Source organism: Macrococcus bovicus (assembly GCF_030376725.1).
Lineage (GTDB): Bacteria > Bacillota > Bacilli > Staphylococcales > Staphylococcaceae > Macrococcus > Macrococcus bovicus.
In genome coordinates, this window is the sequence record NZ_CP128470.1 from 453,483 (window position 1) to 471,396 (window position 17,914).

The window sequence follows — 17,914 nt, forward strand, 5'->3', positions numbered from 1 at the left end:
GGTATGATCAGAATTATGAAAGTATATCCTGGAATGGAGATTCCGTTAGAACATTACTCATTATCACTCGGGCAGATGAGATTTTCCGGCCATCCTAAATATATCATCAATCGAAAAAAAGCGGATTACCAGCCTTTTGTCATATTAAAAGATAATGAAGTGATCGGTGTATTTGCACTGGAAACAGGCAGCATCCTGCCAGTCATGGGTGCAGATACCGATGCTATCTATCTGCGCGGCTTATCCATCTCAAGTCAGTATCAAGGCAAGGGTTATTTCAGACAGGCGCTACGGGCAATAGAAGAATACTGTTCTAGTCTCAATAAATCAGAACTGTACTTGATGGTCAATGTGAAAAATGATAATGGCTATTATGCATTTATCAAGACAGGTTTTGTAGACAGGAAACGAATGGTGCGGCAAGGATTTCTTAACTTAAAAGTATTATCAAAAACCATCCATAATCATTGATTAAGGATGGTTTTTTTCAGTTGGTCTTTAAAATAGGACTTGTCAGCAGGTGATAAGGCTTTTGGACCTTTAGTACGGTGCCCTGCCCGTCGCATCTGCTGAGAGGTATGTCGAACTGTGAGCAGCTGGTCAATATTATCTTGCGTATAGCGTTTGCCGTTATGATGAAGAATGATGGCTTTCTTATTAAGAAGAAGACTCGCTAGCCCGTAATCCTGAGTAATGACGATATCTTCTGGACGTGCTAGGGCGACGATTCTGTAATCTGCACTGTCTGCGCCGTCATCGACATACTGAACCGAGACGTATGCAGGGTACTGTTTAGAAGTGAAGTGATTGAAGTTTCGCACCAATATCACTTCAAGCTGATGCTTACCCGCCAGCTCAATGATTTCGTCAATCACCGGACAGGCATCAGCATCGACGATAATCTCCATTTAATATTTGCCACGTCGTTCGATATGAGCAGCCATCTGTTGACGATGGGTCTCGAACAATGGTGCATTAGAGTAATCCTCATCATGATTGAAATCGTAAACTGTTTCCGGCGTTTCTACTTTTGTCTGCGGACGCAGCCGTGTAAATGCACTTAAAAATGAAGCGGAATCTGCTTCTTTCTTCTTCATTCCTTTTAATTCTGCTTGATGTTTTTTCTTCGCTTCTTTATCAGCTTTCGCCAGCTCTTCTTTCATCTGCTGCTGGCGTTCTTTCAGTCGTTTTTCTTCTTCTTTCTGACGTTGACTGATAGCTTTTTCGAGCTGCTTGCCCATCTGTTTTGTTTCTTTGAGCTTCTTGTTTTCTGCGCGGTTCTCCTGAATATTCTGGGCAGTCGACGCTACAAAATGAGAGGCAGCGACAGTTTTGTCTTTTACATTTCTCGTCGTCTGAACCATTTTCTGCGTTGTATCCACTGTTCGGTCTTTCGCTTTTGCAGCGACATCTTTCGTAGCGATAGCCGTATTCACCGTCTTCTTTTTGATAGCGACATAATCAGGGTTATCTTTTAAGCGGTGGCGTTCATTAATTAGGGGGACGAGGATAAGAGCCCCTAGGTTTACAGCGGTTTTAATTTTATCATTCATCGTCATTCTCTCCTTCATAAGGTCGTATTAATAACTTCATCTTACCCTGAATATGCTTAAAATAAACGGCTGTCACAAGGACAACCGTCATTTTACTCTTCAAGACTATTCGTAATTTTATCTGTTAAATACATTAAATGCTTGTAATCTGCGTAACTGATACCGGAATGCACAAGCATCTCCTCAGGGATTGTATTGATTTGTTCAATCAACGTTTTACCTTTAGATGTTAAATGGACAAGTACGATCCGTTCATCTTCACACGATCGGATTCTCGTCACTAATTCAGCCAGCTCCATCTTTTTAATGATAGGGGTGATAGTACCGGACTGAAAAGCCAGCCTTTCGCCTAATTTCAGGACAGGCAGGCCATCTGACTCGTTCAATACCATGAGAACCAGATACTGCTGATAACTCAGCTGATAAGGCTTCAGTAATACGCGGTTATAATATTTAATCAGTTGATGCTGTGCATGATAAAGATGATAATCAAGCGATGATATTTTATTCATAGTTACTCCTCAACAATAAAAAATTAAATCCCTTTACCGATACCGAAACCGAAGTAGAGCACCGCAATAATTGCGACAAGAATCAGTCGATAAATGGCAAATGGTATCAGTTTGACACGGTTGATCAGTTCCAGGAACAGTTTAATGGATAAAACGCCGAAGACGAAGGCGAAAATAAATCCTAGAATGTAGAACCATGTCTGATCAGCATGGATGTACTGATAATTACTGATCAAGCTTTTGGCACTGGCAGCAGCCATGATAGGCACAGCCATCATAAAAGTGAAATCAGAAGCTGCTTTATGGTCAAGCTTCGTCAGAACACCTGCTGAAATGGTGGAACCAGAACGTGAGAAGCCGGGCCAGAGCGCCAGGATCTGGACCAGACCGATAATGAAAGCCTGACGATAAGTGATGCTGTCCACCGTCTGCGGCTGCTGAACTTTCTTCGCATATATATCTGCTGCAATCATCAATATAGCACCGAGCGCAAGGCCTATAAGGACAGTAGGTACAGAGAATAAGTGTTCATCGATGAAATCATCAAACAATAGGCCGGCAATCCCTGCCGGTAACAAGCCGACGATGATGTGCGACAGCTTAAGACGACGAGTCCCGCGTTCTGCTTTAAAGCTGAGCATATCGACAAAACGATGTCTGAAAATCCATGCCGCAGCGAGTATTGAACCGAGCTGAATCACAATTTTAAATGTATTGGCAGATTCTTTTGATCCGAGAACCTGTGCTGAATGCAGCCACATATCATCCACTAAAATCTGATGACCTGTAGAAGAGACAGGCGCAAACTCTGTCAGACCTTCAACAATCCCTAAAATAATCGCTTTTAACAGTATAAAGAATTCCATTTCTTAACCACCTTGTGTTATATCATTTTCTTTGACAGTATAACACATCACAATGTCATAATAATATTTTTAACCAGCGGGAGATGCAAAGCGTATTATTTTTGTTTTCCACATTTATCATTATAATATAACTGAGGATGTGAAAATGTGAAATATTTAACAAGTTTATCTAAACGCTATCTCTATATACATGTATTATTGGTCGCTGCTTCCTTGTCACTGGCCGCTATTATTATTTTACAGAGTCTGAATATCGGACAGCTGATAGATGGTGTTCTTCACCAATCTATACCTTATCAGTTATTAGCTATCATTCTTGCCATACTAATCGGAAGAAGCGTCCTGCATTTTGCCATAAAATGGCTCGGTGTAGTGCTCAGCGCCAGAATCAAGCATCAGCTGCGTCGGTCAGTGATCAATGAGAAACGACCGGCCGCTGATACTTTGAACCTATCAACTGAAGGAATCGAAGGGATTGACAGTTTCTATGCTGACTATCTGCCGCAAGTCTACCGCTCTGCTATCATTCCGTCAGCCATCATTGTTTTTCTGCTGTTCTTTCACCGGAATGCAGCCTTGATCATGCTGATCACTGCGCCGTTTGTACCATTATTCTATATTATCATCGGCATCAATACCGCTAAAAAAGCGACGGATCAGATGACGGCACTTAATCAGTTTGCCGGTTATTTCCTTGATGCGATACGCGGCATTGTGACGATCAAACTGTTTAATAATGAGGCACGCGTTAAACAGGATATTGCAGAGAAATCTGAAGGATTCAGAGCGAAGACAATGATTATCCTGAAGACGGCTTTTCTGTCCACACTGATGATCGAATTTATCACGATGCTGTCTATCGGGATTATCGCCCTTGAAATAGGACTCGGTCTGATCGTCTTTAAAACCATTTCTTTCTATACGGCGATTGTCGTCCTGATGCTTGCACCGGAATTCTATAATGCGTTAAAAGATTTAGGTGCTGCTTTTCATACGGGTAAACAGGCGGAAGGTTATGCGGAACTTCTCAGCGGACAGGGGGCAGAGCGTATTCAGTATGCTTATTCAGTTCGTGATACTATTAAAATGAATACACAACTCGCTTATTCAAACTTCAGTATGCAGATTCACGATGAACTGCCAGTGCGTCATGCCGTGATCTTCGGTCCGAGTGGAGCAGGTAAATCCACTTTCGCGAAAATGCTGTCGGGTGTAGAGACTCATGGCCATGGTCAGATTGAGCTGCCTGCTTATCTTGAAAATAATATCATCTATATGTCTCAGCAGCCTTTTGTGATGAATGATACACTTCGACATAATGTCACGATGTTTAATCCGGTCTCTGAAGAGGCGCTGCTCTCTGCTGCAAGACAGGTCGATATGCTGGAACGTATTCAGGCTCTGCCGCAAGGATTCGATACCGTCCTCGGCAGTGGCGGCGAACAGCTGTCAGGTGGAGAAACACATCGACTGATGCTGATGCGAGCGCTATTGAATCCGGCAGCCATGATTATTTTTGATGAGCCGACTGCCATGCTCGATGCAAAGACAGCAGGCATTGTAAGCGCTACTTTGAAAGAACTGAGTGAACGATCCATTGTTTATACGATTGCGCATCAGCGGACAACTATTCAGTCAGCTGACTATCTGATTTATATTGAAGCAGGCAGAATGACGCATGGTAGGCCTGCAGATTTCAGGGAGCAGGAATTTTATCAGGTGGTGATGCAGGATGTTTAAATGGATCAACAAAAAGACTTACCGCTCTCTGTCACTGGCTATTGTCATCGGTGTGATCGGTGGCTTAACGGCTATCGGTATGTTCAGTTTGAGCGGCCTTATGTTGTCGAAAAGTGCCTACGGTGTCCCGCTTTATTCGCTGATGATTCTCGTGGCTTCCATCAAACTGCTCGGGGTAGTGCGTGCAGTGGCTCGATACTTTGAACGGCTGATCAGCCATGATGCCACATTCCGTATGTTGAAGGAAGTCAGAGTGAGTGCATTTGATCAGCTGATGCTGGACTTTGTCAATCTGCATCAAAAATGGCGTCTGTCCGAACTTCTGCAGCGTACTGTCAATGATATCGAGAAGCTGCAGAATGTCCTGTTAAGAGTGATCTACCCGCCAGTGGTGGTGCTGCTTACTGCGCTGAGCGTCTGTGGCATCTATGCCTTCTACGACTGGCAGGCAGTCCTGGTTATTGCCGGCGTGATGCTGATAATATTGATCGCACTGCCGCTTATATTCAGTCATATACTCAGCCGGCTGACGGCTGCAACAAGAAGCAGTCAATCGAGCTTTATGTCTCTACTGACAGATTATCAATTGGGCCGTGAAGATTTAGCAGTGTTCGACCAGGAAGGCCGGTATGAACACAGGCTGCAGGTTGCGCAGCATGCATTTGAAAGAAATCTTCTGCGGGAGAAGCAGCTGCTCGCTCTCTATGATTTTCTGCTCAACCTATTCAGTATGCTGGCCATCTGGGGTGTGCTATTTGTGATGCTGGACCGCACCGTCCTGATGTACGCAAGCATCGTCATGGTCACTATTACTTTATTTGAAATGGCCGTTCCGATGACCAACTTCCCTTTCTATTATCAGGAAACGAAGCGGGCGAGTGAGCATCTGTTGACATTTTCTGCACCGGAAGTTAAAACACAGCCGGCCCGTGTCCTGCCGATTGAACTTAATCACCTCACCTTTAGCTATCCCGGGCAGACGCGTCCGGTTTTAGACCATTTGAATATGACGATACAGGAAGGTGAAAAAGTAGCGATTGTCGGCAGCAGTGGTTCCGGGAAGTCTACTTTGATGAATCTGCTAGCAGGGCTCTATTCAAGTGATATTGTGACGGGCGGCGTATCGATGCAGGACATCGACCGGGAAAGCTATATGAATGAACTGAATGTCATGCAACAGAAGAATCATTTCTTCCAGGGGACTGTGCAGGACAATCTCTTCAGCGATAACACCGAAGCCATCAATCAGTATTTACAAGATTTCAACCTACCTTTTACAGCTGAGAGCGAAATCAGTGAATTTGGTCGTAATTTATCCGGGGGTGAGCGGCAGAGACTGCACTTTATAAGAATGCTGCTCAGAGATAGAACGCTCTGGCTGCTCGATGAACCATTCAATGGCATCGATGTCGTGAATAAAAAATTGATGATTGAACAGATTCTTCAGCAAAAAACGGTTGTCGTGATCAGTCATGAACTTGAAATCTTACGGGACTTTGATATGATTTATGTATTGGAAGATGGAAAATTGATGGAGTCTGGTCAGTTCGAGTCATTAATGGAGAGACGAGGCATTTTCTATCATCAACTTCTATTGGAACGCCAGAGAATTAATTAGGAGGACAACATGACAAAAATAGCGTGGTTAGTCGATACGGCGGCGGGATTTACGAAGGAAGAAATTGCAGAACATGATCTATATGTCGTGCCGATGGGCCTGATCTTAAACGGTCACAGCTATATCGATCAGGTCAATCTGTCATCAGAGGAGTTTTATCAACTGCTGCAGCAATATGGTGAAGGGGCAAAATCTTCTCAGCCGAATTTTCAGGCGATGCTGAATACGTATCACAAAATCAAAGAAGATGGGTACGATGCTGTGATCGCTGTTCATCCGACGAGCGAATTAACAGGGTCCTATCAGAATTCTCTCACTGCGAGCAGTGAAGTCGAGATAAAGTCAGCGGTTATTGATTCACGTACGGGTTCTTATCCTTATAAGAAAATGGTTCTTGAAGGGATGGCACTGACTGAAAACGGAGAATCCTTCGACACAGCGGTGAGTCATATTAAGCAACGAGTGAACGACTCTGTGCTTTACCTGCAGCCTAAAAATCTGCAGCAGGTCAGAAGAAGTGGCCGGCTCACTGCCTCACAAAGTTTCCTGGCAGGTCTCCTCAGTATCCAGCTGATTCTAAGTCTGGAAGAAGGTAAGATCATTCCTTACGAAAAAGTCAGAACGCGGAAAAAAGTATTAGACCGAATGATAGAAATAGTGGAAGATGCGATTGAAAATGATAATATCAAGGAAATCTGTGTACTGAATTCCGGAGATAAAGAAGAGGCACAGAAGTATGTAGAACGATTACAACAGGATTATCCGGACCTCATTATTCACGAGGATTATATGGTGGCAGTCGCCAGTGTCCATACAGGATATGGTACAGTATCAGTGGGCTGGCTTAAAAATTAAAATAACCTGAGCACATGCTCAGGTTATTTTATTATTCATATTATGAACCATCTTATCCAGCAATTCTTTCAGCTCGTCGATTTCCTGATCTGAAAGAATATCCTTCTCCAATAAAACGTCGGTACAGTTCTGGAGCGGTTCCTGAAGTTCCCGGCTTTTATCGGTAAGGTGAACGAATACCTCCCGCTGATCAAGTTCGGAACGCTTGCGAACGATGAGGTCATTCGCTTCCATACGCTTGAGAAGAGGAGAGATAGTACCTGTATCAAGTGCCAGCGCCTCAACGAGTGTCTTGACATTAACCGGTGACATCTGCCAGAGTATGGAGAGAACGAGGTACTGCGGATAAGTAAGATTATATTGTTTAAATACTTGATTAGTATAGAAGCGATTCATCTTACGCTGTGCGTTGTAGAGACTGAAACACAGCTGTTTGTCGAGCTTGAAATTATCGGACATTGAATTCCCCGCCTTAAATATATTCTGAGTTGTATAATACTTACTAACCTTATTATAAAAACGTGGCTAATTCAAGGCAATAATATTTGAATAACATGTAAATGTGATTAAAAACTGTATGTGGGAGGATTTTATGGGTAAAATTAAACTCTATATTATAAGTGGTTTTCTAGGCAGCGGTAAAACAACACTGCTGAAACAGATGCTGACACAATGGCAGGACCAGAAAGTAGCCATTCTTATGAATGAACTCGGACAGTTTAATGTAGATTCTACTATACTAGGTGACAAAACACCGATGAACGAACTGCTGAACGGTTGTATCTGTTGTGACCTGAAAAGTGATGTTGAGGTTCAGCTGCATGATATCAGACATCGTCATCAGCCGGACATCATCATTATTGAAGCAACCGGGGTAGCGCATCCCGTTGAAATCTATGAGGCATGTCTTGCGCCTTCTTTGACGTCGTTCATTCAGATACAGTCCATATTGACCTTAGTTGATGGGCCGCGGTTTCTTGACCGTGCCAAGTATAGTGTCACGACTGTCCACCTGATGGAGGAGCAGGTGCGCTATGCACACAGTGTCATCATCAATAAGAAAGATTTAATGAGTGCTGAGGATATCCGTTCAGTTACTGAACAGGTTGAATCATTGAATCCCGCGGGTGAGGTCTTCGTGACTTCCTACTCAGAAGTCCCGGACACAGTATTTGCAGGAGAAGGGGTGAGACCTGGCATCCACCAACATCACCATCATGGTATCCAGTCCATGGTCTATACGTTTACTGCGCCGATAGATAGTCGCAGATTCGTCAGCTGGCTCAGATCATTGCCGGAAAGCGTACTCAGAATCAAAGGTTACCTCAAGTTCAGAGAGAATCCTGGCCAGGTGGTTCTGTTCCAATATTCCTATGGTATCCCGCAATATGAGCCTGAAGAGATGAACCTGCCCCTTAAGCTGGTGGTCATCGGCGAACAGCTGGATAAAAATAAGATGCTGGACCAGCTGGACCAGCTGCAATTCAGTTAAGACAATCAGAGGATTGTCTTTTTTTGTGCGTGAATTTGAAAGTTTTTGAATGATTTTGATAGTTTTTGATTGATTTTTGTAAACGGTACCATTATACTGAAATTGTGATAAGGGGGTCAGAGAATGCTTACTGAAAAACGTCATGAAATGATCTGTGACATGCTCAGTCAATATGACATTGTCACACTGCAGCAACTGACAGAGATCATAGGCAGCAGTGAATCTACTATAAGGCGTGACTTATCTGCACTGGAAGAAAAGGGTCAGTTAATCCGAGTCCATGGTGGTGCCAAACAGATATCAGACCAGCACGACACAGAGCTCAATATCAAAACAACAAGATTCGTCCGTGAGAAAGATGAAATAGCGAAACAGGCAGCTGCACTGATAAAAGACGGTGCCTGCATCTACCTGGATGCAGGGAGTTCAACACTCGCAATGATTCCCTATCTCACTCAGCGCGATCTGACAGTCGTGACAAATAGTGTGACCCATGTAATGGCACTCATTGAGCGGGGGATCAGGGCGTTGATGATCGGTGGCTTGGTCAAGCCTAATACGATGGCTAACGTCGGCTGTGCTGCTGAGGAGATGCTGAGGACATTTAACTTCAGTATGGCTTTCATCGGCGTGAACGGGGTGGATGCTGATAATGGCTTTACAACGCCTGACCCGGAAGAAGCGGCCATCAAGCGACTAGCCATCAAACAGAGCAGACAGAGCTATTATCTGGCTGACGAATCGAAGTTTGATCATGTGACATTTGCGACGATAGTGCCACTCAGCGAAGCCAGTATTATTACAAACCATAATCATTCTTACATCAAGCAATATGCTAAATATATAAAGGTGGGGTAGCATGATCTACACAGTGACTTTAAATCCATCAGTGGATTACATCGTGTTCACTGACACGATGAAAATCGGAGAATTAAATAGAGCCAGTCAGACTTACAAGTTCGCAGGAGGTAAAGGTATCAATGTCTCACGTGTTCTGAAGTCCCACGGCGTTGAATCGACAGCACTCGGCTTTACAGGCGGATTTCCCGGAGATTTTATTAAAAACAGCTTACAAGAAGACCGCATCATGACTGACTTCATTGAAGTGGCAGAAGATACGAGAATCAATATTAAATTAAAAGGCACGGCTGAAACAGAGATCAATGCGCCAGGGCCGTCCGTCACACGCGAACAGACAGAACAGCTGCTCCAGCAGATTCAAAGGCTGTCTCCTGACGACACGCTCGTACTCGCCGGCAGTATCCCGTCTTCTGTAGATGCAGATATCTATAGCCGGATTGCACAGTTATGTCCCGGGAAAATTGTGGTAGATGCAGAGAAAGACTTGCTGTTATCCGTGCTCGACAGTCAGCCTGAATTCATCAAACCGAATAAAGCTGAACTTGAGCAGATTTTTGAGAGGAAGCTTGAGACTGTCGATGAAATAATAGATTGCGCAAGAGAACTCATCAAGAAGGGGGCCAAAAATGTGATGGTCTCACTTGGCGGTGAGGGCGCACTCTATGTAAGTGAATCACTGGTCTATCAGGCAGAAGTACCTAGCGGTCATGTAGTCAATACGGTAGGGTCAGGAGACTCTACTGTGGCAGGCATGATTGCGGGTATGACACAAGGACTTTCTATCGAAGAGAGCTTTAAACTGGCAGTGGCCTCAGGGACAGCGACTGCATTTACAGAGGATCTGGCCACACAAGAACAAATAGCACATGTCTTATCGGATATTAAATTGACAATCGTCTAATTATAAGGAGGGTAAATCAATGAGAATTACAGAACTGCTGACACAGTCAACTATTGCGATGGATTTAAATGCTGCCACTAAGAATACAGTGATCGATGAGCTTGTGGAAACATTATGGCAGGCAGGAAAACTGAATGACAAAGAGGCCTACCGTGAAGCCATCCATGCCCGTGAAGCACAGAGTACGACAGGAATAGGAGAAGGCATCGCGATTCCACATGCGAAGACAGATGCGGTGAAGGTACCAGCGATTGCTTTCGGTAAATCAAAGCCGGGCGTTGATTATGAATCACTGGACGGAACGCCGGCGCATCTTTTCTTTATGATTGCCGCACCGGCAGGCGGTGCACAGACCCATCTGGATGCCTTGGCTAAATTGTCCGGTATTCTGATGAATGAAGAAGTAAGAGCACAGTTACTGAACGCTAATTCTAAAGAAGAAGTACTTGCTATTATCGATCAGAATGATGAAAGCGCAGCAGAAGTTGAGGAAGTGGTTGCGACGCCAGCTCCAGCTGCTGATGATAACCTGATTCTTGCGGTCACAGCTTGTCCGACAGGTATTGCGCATACCTATATGGCGGCGGATTCTTTGAAGAATAAAGCAGCGAAAATGGGTGTGCCGATTAAAGTGGAGACGAATGGCTCCGGTGGTGTGAAAAACAAGCTGACTGAGGATGAAATCAGACGCGCGAAAGGGATTATCGTTGCGGCAGATGTCAATGTCGATACAGCACGTTTTGATGGAAAAAACGTAGTCATGGTGCCAGTGGCAGATGGTATCAAACGTCCGGAAGAACTGATCAATATGGCCCAGGATGATTCACGGCCAAAATTTGTCGCTTCCAATAAAGCACGTACAACAGACTCAGGTGAGAAAAAAGGATTCTATAAGCACCTGATGAGTGGTGTATCCAATATGCTGCCCTTCGTTATTGCCGGGGGAATATTGATTGCGCTTAGTTTCTTCTGGGGGATTAAGTCATCAGACCCTACTAACGCACAATATAACGAATTTGCTGCAGCATTAAATACAATCGGTGGTGGTAAAGGTGCATTCGGTCTGATGATTCCGATTCTAGCTGGTTTCATCGCTCTCAGTATTGCTGACCGTCCAGCTCTTGCACCAGGTATGGTAGGGGGTCTGATGGCTGTACAAGGGGGCTCAGGTTTCTTGGGAGGTCTCATCGCAGGTTTCCTGGCCGGCTACTTAGTGAAAGGGCTGAAAGCGCTGTTCAGTGTTCTACCACCAGCTCTTGAAGGGATTAAACCGACCTTGCTCTATCCCGTGCTAGGGGTGGGTCTGACGGGTCTGATTATGTACTATTTAATCAATCCGCCGGCGAAATGGCTGAATGATTTACTGACAACAACATTGAACAATATGAATGGTACAAATATTATCCTGCTCGGTCTCGTGCTGGGAGGAATGATGGCCATCGATATGGGTGGGCCATTCAATAAAGCAGCCTACGCATTTGGCCTTGCAGCGATTGATGCAGGTAACTATGCGCCGATTACTGCGGCAATGATTGGCGGCATGGTACCGCCGCTTGCCATTGCACTTGCGATGATTATCTTCAGACGTAAATTCACAAAAGTTCAGCGTGGATCGACTGTCTCGAATGCTGTAATGGGGGCATCATTCATCACGGAAGGTGCGATTCCATTTGCAGCGGCAGATCCGCTTCGTGTTATTCCGTCAATGATAGCAGGTAGCGCGACAGCAGGGGCTTTAGCTATGGCATTTGGCTGCCGGGTTCCTGCACCCCATGGCGGTATGTTCGTGATATGGCTCGACAAAACTCACTGGCCGATGTTCTTACTTGCTCTCGCAATCGGTACAATAGTGTCAGCATTAATCTACGGCTTTATTAAACCGAAACTCACTGAAGAAGAACGGCAGGCTGAAATGGCAATGGAATAAACACTAAGCATCCGACCTACGTCGGATGTTTTTTAATAACTGACGTTATATATTGTAATAAAGGGGTAAATTTTATAACATTATAGTTAACTTAGTAGAGAAGGATGAGCCCATGTTATATTACAAAACATACATTAAAGATAAGGAGGCGCCCTGGATCACCTTTATTCATGGTGCAGGCGGCAGTTCGACCATCTGGTTTAAACAGATCAGGTATTTCAGAAAAGATTTTAATATCCTGCTCGTGGATTTACGCGGGCACGGTAAATCTCAAGAAGACAAGTGGAAAAAAGGAGACACTTTCGGGCATCTGGCAGCCGAAGTGATAGAAGTTTGTGATCACCTCGGAATTGAGAAAACACATGTCATCGGTATGAGTCTCGGTACGATTGTGTCTCAGTCTTTAGCCGACCGTTATCCAGAGCGCGTACAGTCACTCGTTTTAGGCGGGGCTATTATCGCTCTTGATATCCGCACAAAGCTTTTACTCTGGTTGGGTCGAACAATCAAGCGTATCATCCCGTTTATGCTCCTTTATAAATTGTTTGCGTACATCATTATGCCGAGAAAAACGCATGAGGAATCCAGACTCGCTTTTGTCAACGAAGCTAAGAAGATGAGTCAGAAGCAGTTTGTTAAATGGTTCAGTCTGACCAAGCTGATCAATCCTTACCTGAGCCATCTGCAGGTCTCCACTAAAAAAATTCCGACCATCTTTATTATGGGGTCTGAAGACTATTTATTTATTCCGCCTGTCAAAAAAGTGGCTGAAGAGAATAGTAACTTCAAAGTAGAAATCATTGAAAACTGTGGCCATGTCTGTAATATCGATCAGCCTGATATTTTCAATGACATTTCAAAACGATTCATTATGTCGCATGCGTAACGCTGCGACATAAAATATGTTAGAATAAGACTATTATGACAAGTGGCTGTCGTTTCAGACAGTCACAAAATTTTCCGGAGGTGAATCCCTAATTCTAGGGAATTAATTGGACATAGAGACCATTATCAAGCTTTTCGTATTTGCATTTTTAATCTTAATGACTGCCCTGTTCGTAGGATCTGAATTCAGTTTAGTTAAAGTCAGACTTTCCCGTATTGAGCAACTCGTATCTGAAGGCAACAAAGCTGCCAAGATAGTCCAGCACATGGTTCATGAACTGGATTATTATCTGTCAGCCTGTCAGTTAGGTATTACTGTTACTGCACTTGGACTCGGCTGGATTGGTGAATCGACTTTTGAAGCAGTTATTCATCCAGGATTAGAACTTCTGCATATTCCAGTAGAACTCGCAAAGCCGATTTCGATTGCACTGAGTTTCCTGATCGTCACCTTTCTGCATGTGGTGCTAGGCGAATTAGCACCTAAGTCGCTGGCAATTCAATACGCGGAGCGCATGACCTTAATATTCGCTAGACCGCTGTATTATTTCGGCATTCTGATGAAGCCGTTGATCTGGGCGATGAATGGAACGGCGCGTACTATCCTGAGAATGGTAGGGGTTCAGCCTGCCGGGCACGAGCAGGCGATGAGTGAAGATGAGCTGAAGATCATTATGACGCAAAGTTACCAGAGCGGTGAAATCAATCGGACTGAACTGGCTTACATGCAGAACATCTTTTCATTTGATGAACGTCTGGCAAAGGATATCATGGTACCGCGGACCCAGATGATTTCATTGACGCAGCCATTTGATATTTCGGAGCTGCTTGAAGTGGTCAATGAGCATCAGTTTACTCGCTATCCGATTACAGAAGACGGTGATAAGGACCATATTGTCGGTTTTATCAATGTCAAAGAATTCCTGACCAAATATGCATCAGGTGATCCTGTCCGTATTAAAGAGCATGTACATGAACTGCCGCTGATTCACGAGGTCACTCGGATCAGTGATGCGTTAATCAAGATGCAGCGTGAACGTGTCCATATGGCTCTGGTTATTGATGAATACGGCGGTACAGCGGGTATTCTGACGATGGAAGATATACTGGAGGAAATCGTCGGTGAAATTCGTGATGAATTCGATGATGATGAAGTCAACGATATCATCAAGACAGGTGAAGCGACCTATCAGATTAACGGCCGGGTTTTGTTAGCAGATATTGAAGAGCAGTTCGGAATCACCTTCGAAGAATCAGATGATATCGATACGATCGGAGGCTGGATGCAGGCCCAGAATCCTGATATCGATAAAGATGACTATGTAGATACGTACTTCGACAAATGGGTCGTCCTGGATGCAGAGAATCACCAGATTAAATCAGTGGCGTTGCATAAGGACTTCAATGCATCGCGAGAAGAAGAAAATGGTGAGAGCGAAGCATGAACCGTTCGACATTAAATAGTTTGTTTCGTTTTTTCAGTTATCTGGAAGGGGGCTCGCTCTTAATCCTGTTCTTTATAGCGATGCCTCTGAAATACTTGGCAGGGAAGCCGGAAGTGGTGATGGTCTTCGGTTCCGTGCATGGATTCCTCTTCACCATCTATATTATTCTGGTGCTGTGGCTGACTTTTAAGCTTAAATGGCACTTTAAATGGATCGCAGGCGCTGTTATTGCGGCCTTTCTGCCATTCGGTACATTTGTATTTGATCATTACTATAAACGGACTTTATATTATAGAAACGAATAAGAGAGACGAAGGTCTCTCTTTTTTTGGAGGTTAAGCGATGAGAATCAATAAATATCTATCAGAATCAGGTATTACTTCTAGACGTGGTGCAGATAAATATATAGATGCCGGTCGTGTGAAAATTAATGGAGAGCTGGCTGAACTTGGGAGTCAAGTAGAAGAGGGAGACATCGTCACTGTCGATGGCCGGCCGGTTACCCTGGAGAAGAGTTATGTTTATCTGAAACTGAATAAACCGCGAGGCATCACCTCGACGACCGAACGGCATATTAAAGGGAATATCGTGGATTTCGTGGGCCATCAGGAGCGTATTTTTCATATCGGACGCTTAGATAAAGATTCGGAAGGCTTGATCTTACTGACGAATGACGGAGATATCGTCAATGAGATCTTGCGTGTGGAAAATAAGCACGAGAAGGAATATGTCGTGTCTGTCGATAAGAAAATCACTGATGAGTTTATCGAACGGATGGCAGCGGGCGTCGATATCCTTGGGACTACCACCTTGCCGGCTAAGGTCAGAAAGATCAATGACCGGACTTTTAATATTATTCTGATGCAGGGCCTTAACCGTCAGATCAGACGGATGTGTGAAGCGCTTGGCTATGAAGTGAGACAGTTGCGCCGTGTACGAGTGATGAATATACTTGTCGATGACCTGAAACTGGGGCAGTGGAAAGATTTATCGCAGCAGGAGAAAGACGAACTCTTCAGGCAGCTGGACTATCAACCTAAAAGATAATAAGATTCTTTAGATGAGTGGATGGGCGCTGCGTAAAGTCCCTCAGAAGCAGTTAGCGGGACGATACTCACCATTGTGAGTGGATGGGCGCTGCGTAAAGTCCCGCAGAAGCAGTTTGCGGGACGATGCTCGCCATTGTGAGTGGATGAGTGCTGCATAAAGTCCCGCAGAAGCAGTTAGCGGGACGATACTCACCATTGTGAGTGGATGAGTGCTGCATAAAGTCCCGCAGAAGCAGTTAGCGGGACGATACTCACCGTTGTGAGTGGATGAGTGCTGCGTAAAGTCCCGCAGAAGCAGTTTGCGGGACGATACTCACCGTTGTGAGTGGATGAGTGCTGCGTAAAGTCCCGCAGAAGCAGTTAGCGGGACGATACTCACCGTTGTGAGTGGATGGGCGCTGCGTAAAGTCCCGTAGAAGCAGTTAGCGGGACGATACTCACCATATGAAAAGCCTCTTTATACCATTAAAAAAACAGCGATAAATTCTGATTGAATCAGATTTTATCGCTGTTATCATTTCTGAATATTTAATAGTCGGTAATCGCTTTATTATTCGCCACCAAGCATGTCGAACAGACCACCGAGTGGGCTGCCTTCACCGTAGCTTGAACTTTTCCCTGATGCAGGCGCTGCAGCAAAGACGCGGCTTGCCAGACGCGAGAACGGTAAAGATTGGATAAATACGGTTCCCGGCCCTTGGACACGGGCGAACCATAGACCTTCACCACCGAACATTTTTGTTTTGATACCTGGAATCGGTTCGATATCGTATTGAACGCTTGATGTCATGCCGACAAGGCAGCCTGTATCAATCTGCAGCACTTCACCAGGTTGCAGATGGCGTTCAACGATAGCGCCTCCTGCATGAATAAAGGCCATGCCATCACCCGTCAGACGCTGCATAATAAACCCTTCACCACCGAAGAACCCGACGCCGAGCTTTTTCTGGAATGCAATATCAATGGATACACCCTTGGCAGCAGCTAAAAAGGCATCCTTCTGACAGATGAACTCACCATTTAACCGGTTCAGGTCAAGCGGGATAATCTTGCCGGGATAAGGGGCTGCTAAATAGACATGTTCTTTCTGATGACCGCGATTGGTGAAAGTCGTCATAAAAAGGCTCTCACCGGTTAAAGTACGTTTACCAGCAGAGAAGAGCTTATCCATAAAGCCGCCTTGCTTAGCGCCATCACCGAAAATAGTGGCCAGTTCAATGTTAGGATTGACCATCATCATACTGCCCGCTTCAGAGATGACTGTTTCATTCGGATCAAGCTCTATCTCTACATACTGGATATCATCACCGTAAATTTTATAATCTATTTCGTGGTTATTCATGCTACTCTCTCCCTTTTTTTCTTCAGTATAACGATTTGGATGCTGAACCGCCACAAAGTTGTTAATAATCAAAGAAAGATTATAAATACATCTTTAGTATAATGAGCTTGAGGTGAAGCCTATGAAGTTTAAGAAGCCAAATCAGCATGGGGTATGGGCGATGCTGATCATGCCTTTTTTATTCGGTATTTTTGCCGGCGTCTTCAGCTTGTATCACTTATTATTTATAACAGGCTGGTTTTTAGTGTTCTTTGCGGTTGATAATCTGCTGTTTTACATCAAAAAACGTAAAAAAGATAAAGGCTATCTGTTGTCAGCGGGTATGTTTGGCGGTCTGGCAGTATTATGTCTACTGCTGCTGGTTATACACCAGCCAGCCTTACTGTTCTTCTTCGGGATGATGATACCTTTTGGCGGGCTTAATATTTACTTCGCCAGTATCCGGGATGAAAGAAATGTATTAAATGATCTGAGCGCGGTTATCATTTTTTCAATAGCCGGTTGTATCAGTTATTTTACCGGACGCGAGGTCTTTGATGGTGAAATGGTTAAAGTGTTTGTTTTCAGCTTTTTATACTTTGTCGGTACGATTCTTTACGTTAAGACTATGATCCGAGAAAAAAGAAATAAGAAATATAAATGGCTGTCCTATAGTTATCATTTACTGCTGGTGGTTGCAGGCTTTTTATGTCATATTTTAATTGGAATGGCTGTCATACCTAGTCTGATGAGAGCGGTTATGTTCTACGGCAAGAATTATAAGCCGATGAAGATAGGGCTGTTGGAGATAGCGAATGCTTGCTTCGTCACTTTAATGGTCGGGCTGTATTTTCTGAAGTGAAGAATGCAGTGGGCATATATCCTGATT

The 17,914-nt window shown here is 44.3% G+C and carries 19 protein-coding genes; 13 read left to right on the plus strand and 6 right to left on the minus strand.

Annotated elements, in window-relative coordinates; translation table 11 throughout:
* Positions 1-3: 3 nt before the first annotated feature.
* Complete coding sequence (locus QSV55_RS02790) at positions 4-471, plus strand: GNAT family N-acetyltransferase (protein ID WP_289650607.1); 468 nt, start codon at positions 4-6, stop codon at positions 469-471.
* On the opposite strand, the gene QSV55_RS02795 is transcribed toward QSV55_RS02790, so the two are convergent.
* The 4 genes from QSV55_RS02795 to QSV55_RS02810 all read right to left on the minus strand — a co-directional run bounded on the left by QSV55_RS02795 (position 465) and on the right by QSV55_RS02810 (position 2,931).
* The gene (locus QSV55_RS02795) at positions 465-908 is read right to left on the minus strand and encodes a YaiI/YqxD family protein (protein WP_289650608.1); all 444 of its coding nucleotides are present in this window, start codon (positions 906-908) and stop codon (positions 465-467) included. The genes QSV55_RS02790 and QSV55_RS02795 overlap by 7 nt on opposite strands.
* Complete coding sequence (locus QSV55_RS02800) at positions 909-1,553, minus strand: hypothetical protein (RefSeq protein ID WP_289650609.1); 645 nt, start codon at positions 1,551-1,553, stop codon at positions 909-911.
* 92 nt (positions 1,554-1,645) lie between these two features.
* The gene (locus tag QSV55_RS02805) at positions 1,646-2,065 is read right to left on the minus strand and encodes a MarR family winged helix-turn-helix transcriptional regulator (protein ID WP_289650610.1); all 420 of its coding nucleotides are present in this window, start codon (positions 2,063-2,065) and stop codon (positions 1,646-1,648) included.
* A gap of 23 nt (positions 2,066-2,088) precedes the next feature.
* Positions 2,089-2,931, minus strand: a complete 843-nt coding sequence (locus QSV55_RS02810; RefSeq protein WP_289650611.1) for an undecaprenyl-diphosphate phosphatase — start codon at positions 2,929-2,931, stop codon at positions 2,089-2,091.
* A 147-nt stretch (positions 2,932-3,078) separates the two neighbouring features.
* On the opposite strand from QSV55_RS02810, the gene QSV55_RS02815 reads away from it, so the two are divergent.
* From QSV55_RS02815 to QSV55_RS02825, 3 genes are read left to right on the plus strand one after another with little or no spacing between them, the layout of a single operon-like run.
* The gene (locus QSV55_RS02815; RefSeq protein ID WP_289650612.1) at positions 3,079-4,671 is read left to right on the plus strand and encodes an ABC transporter ATP-binding protein/permease; all 1,593 of its coding nucleotides are present in this window, start codon (positions 3,079-3,081) and stop codon (positions 4,669-4,671) included.
* Entirely contained in the window at positions 4,664-6,289 is a 1,626-nt protein-coding gene (locus tag QSV55_RS02820) for an amino acid ABC transporter ATP-binding/permease protein (protein ID WP_289650613.1), read from the plus strand. The genes QSV55_RS02815 and QSV55_RS02820 overlap by 8 nt, the downstream gene beginning before the upstream one ends.
* A gap of 9 nt (positions 6,290-6,298) precedes the next feature.
* Positions 6,299-7,144 carry a DegV family protein gene (locus QSV55_RS02825; RefSeq protein ID WP_289650614.1) on the plus strand — a complete coding sequence of 282 codons (846 nt, stop codon included), beginning with the start codon at positions 6,299-6,301 and terminating at the stop codon, positions 7,142-7,144.
* Between the two features lie 18 nt (positions 7,145-7,162).
* Here the strand turns inward: QSV55_RS02825 and QSV55_RS02830 are convergent, their stop codons facing one another.
* Complete coding sequence (locus tag QSV55_RS02830; RefSeq protein WP_133451364.1) at positions 7,163-7,603, minus strand: MarR family winged helix-turn-helix transcriptional regulator; 441 nt, start codon at positions 7,601-7,603, stop codon at positions 7,163-7,165.
* Between the two features lie 133 nt (positions 7,604-7,736).
* On the opposite strand from QSV55_RS02830, the gene QSV55_RS02835 reads away from it, so the two are divergent.
* The 8 genes from QSV55_RS02835 (at position 7,737) to QSV55_RS02870 (ending at position 15,702) form a co-directional block, all read left to right on the plus strand.
* Positions 7,737-8,636, plus strand: coding sequence for a CobW family GTP-binding protein (locus tag QSV55_RS02835; RefSeq protein ID WP_289650615.1), 900 nt, complete (start codon positions 7,737-7,739; stop codon positions 8,634-8,636).
* A gap of 123 nt (positions 8,637-8,759) precedes the next feature.
* Positions 8,760-9,494 carry a DeoR/GlpR family DNA-binding transcription regulator gene (locus tag QSV55_RS02840; RefSeq protein WP_289650616.1) on the plus strand — a complete coding sequence of 245 codons (735 nt, stop codon included), beginning with the start codon at positions 8,760-8,762 and terminating at the stop codon, positions 9,492-9,494.
* 1 nt (position 9,495) lies between these two features.
* Entirely contained in the window at positions 9,496-10,398 is a 903-nt protein-coding gene (gene pfkB / locus QSV55_RS02845; RefSeq protein WP_289650617.1) for a 1-phosphofructokinase, read from the plus strand.
* A 19-nt stretch (positions 10,399-10,417) separates the two neighbouring features.
* On the plus strand, positions 10,418-12,325 hold the full coding sequence (locus QSV55_RS02850; protein WP_289650618.1) for a PTS fructose transporter subunit IIABC: 1,908 nt from the start codon (positions 10,418-10,420) through the stop codon (positions 12,323-12,325).
* Between the two features lie 112 nt (positions 12,326-12,437).
* The gene (locus QSV55_RS02855) at positions 12,438-13,211 is read left to right on the plus strand and encodes an alpha/beta fold hydrolase (RefSeq protein WP_289650619.1); all 774 of its coding nucleotides are present in this window, start codon (positions 12,438-12,440) and stop codon (positions 13,209-13,211) included.
* Between the two features lie 106 nt (positions 13,212-13,317).
* The gene (locus tag QSV55_RS02860) at positions 13,318-14,655 is read left to right on the plus strand and encodes a hemolysin family protein (protein WP_289650620.1); all 1,338 of its coding nucleotides are present in this window, start codon (positions 13,318-13,320) and stop codon (positions 14,653-14,655) included.
* Positions 14,652-14,960, plus strand: a complete 309-nt coding sequence (locus QSV55_RS02865) for a DUF3817 domain-containing protein (protein ID WP_289650621.1) — start codon at positions 14,652-14,654, stop codon at positions 14,958-14,960. The genes QSV55_RS02860 and QSV55_RS02865 overlap by 4 nt, the downstream gene beginning before the upstream one ends.
* A gap of 37 nt (positions 14,961-14,997) precedes the next feature.
* Entirely contained in the window at positions 14,998-15,702 is a 705-nt protein-coding gene (locus QSV55_RS02870) for a pseudouridine synthase (RefSeq protein ID WP_289650622.1), read from the plus strand.
* A 552-nt stretch (positions 15,703-16,254) separates the two neighbouring features.
* Here the strand turns inward: QSV55_RS02870 and QSV55_RS02875 are convergent.
* Positions 16,255-17,046 carry a TIGR00266 family protein gene (locus QSV55_RS02875; protein ID WP_289650623.1) on the minus strand — a complete coding sequence of 264 codons (792 nt, stop codon included), beginning with the start codon at positions 17,044-17,046 and terminating at the stop codon, positions 16,255-16,257.
* Positions 17,047-17,167: 121 nt separating this feature from the next.
* Here QSV55_RS02875 and QSV55_RS02880 point away from each other — a divergent pair, with 121 nt between their 5' ends.
* The gene (locus QSV55_RS02880; protein WP_289650624.1) at positions 17,168-17,887 is read left to right on the plus strand and encodes a YwiC-like family protein; all 720 of its coding nucleotides are present in this window, start codon (positions 17,168-17,170) and stop codon (positions 17,885-17,887) included.
* Positions 17,888-17,914: the final 27 nt, after the last annotated feature.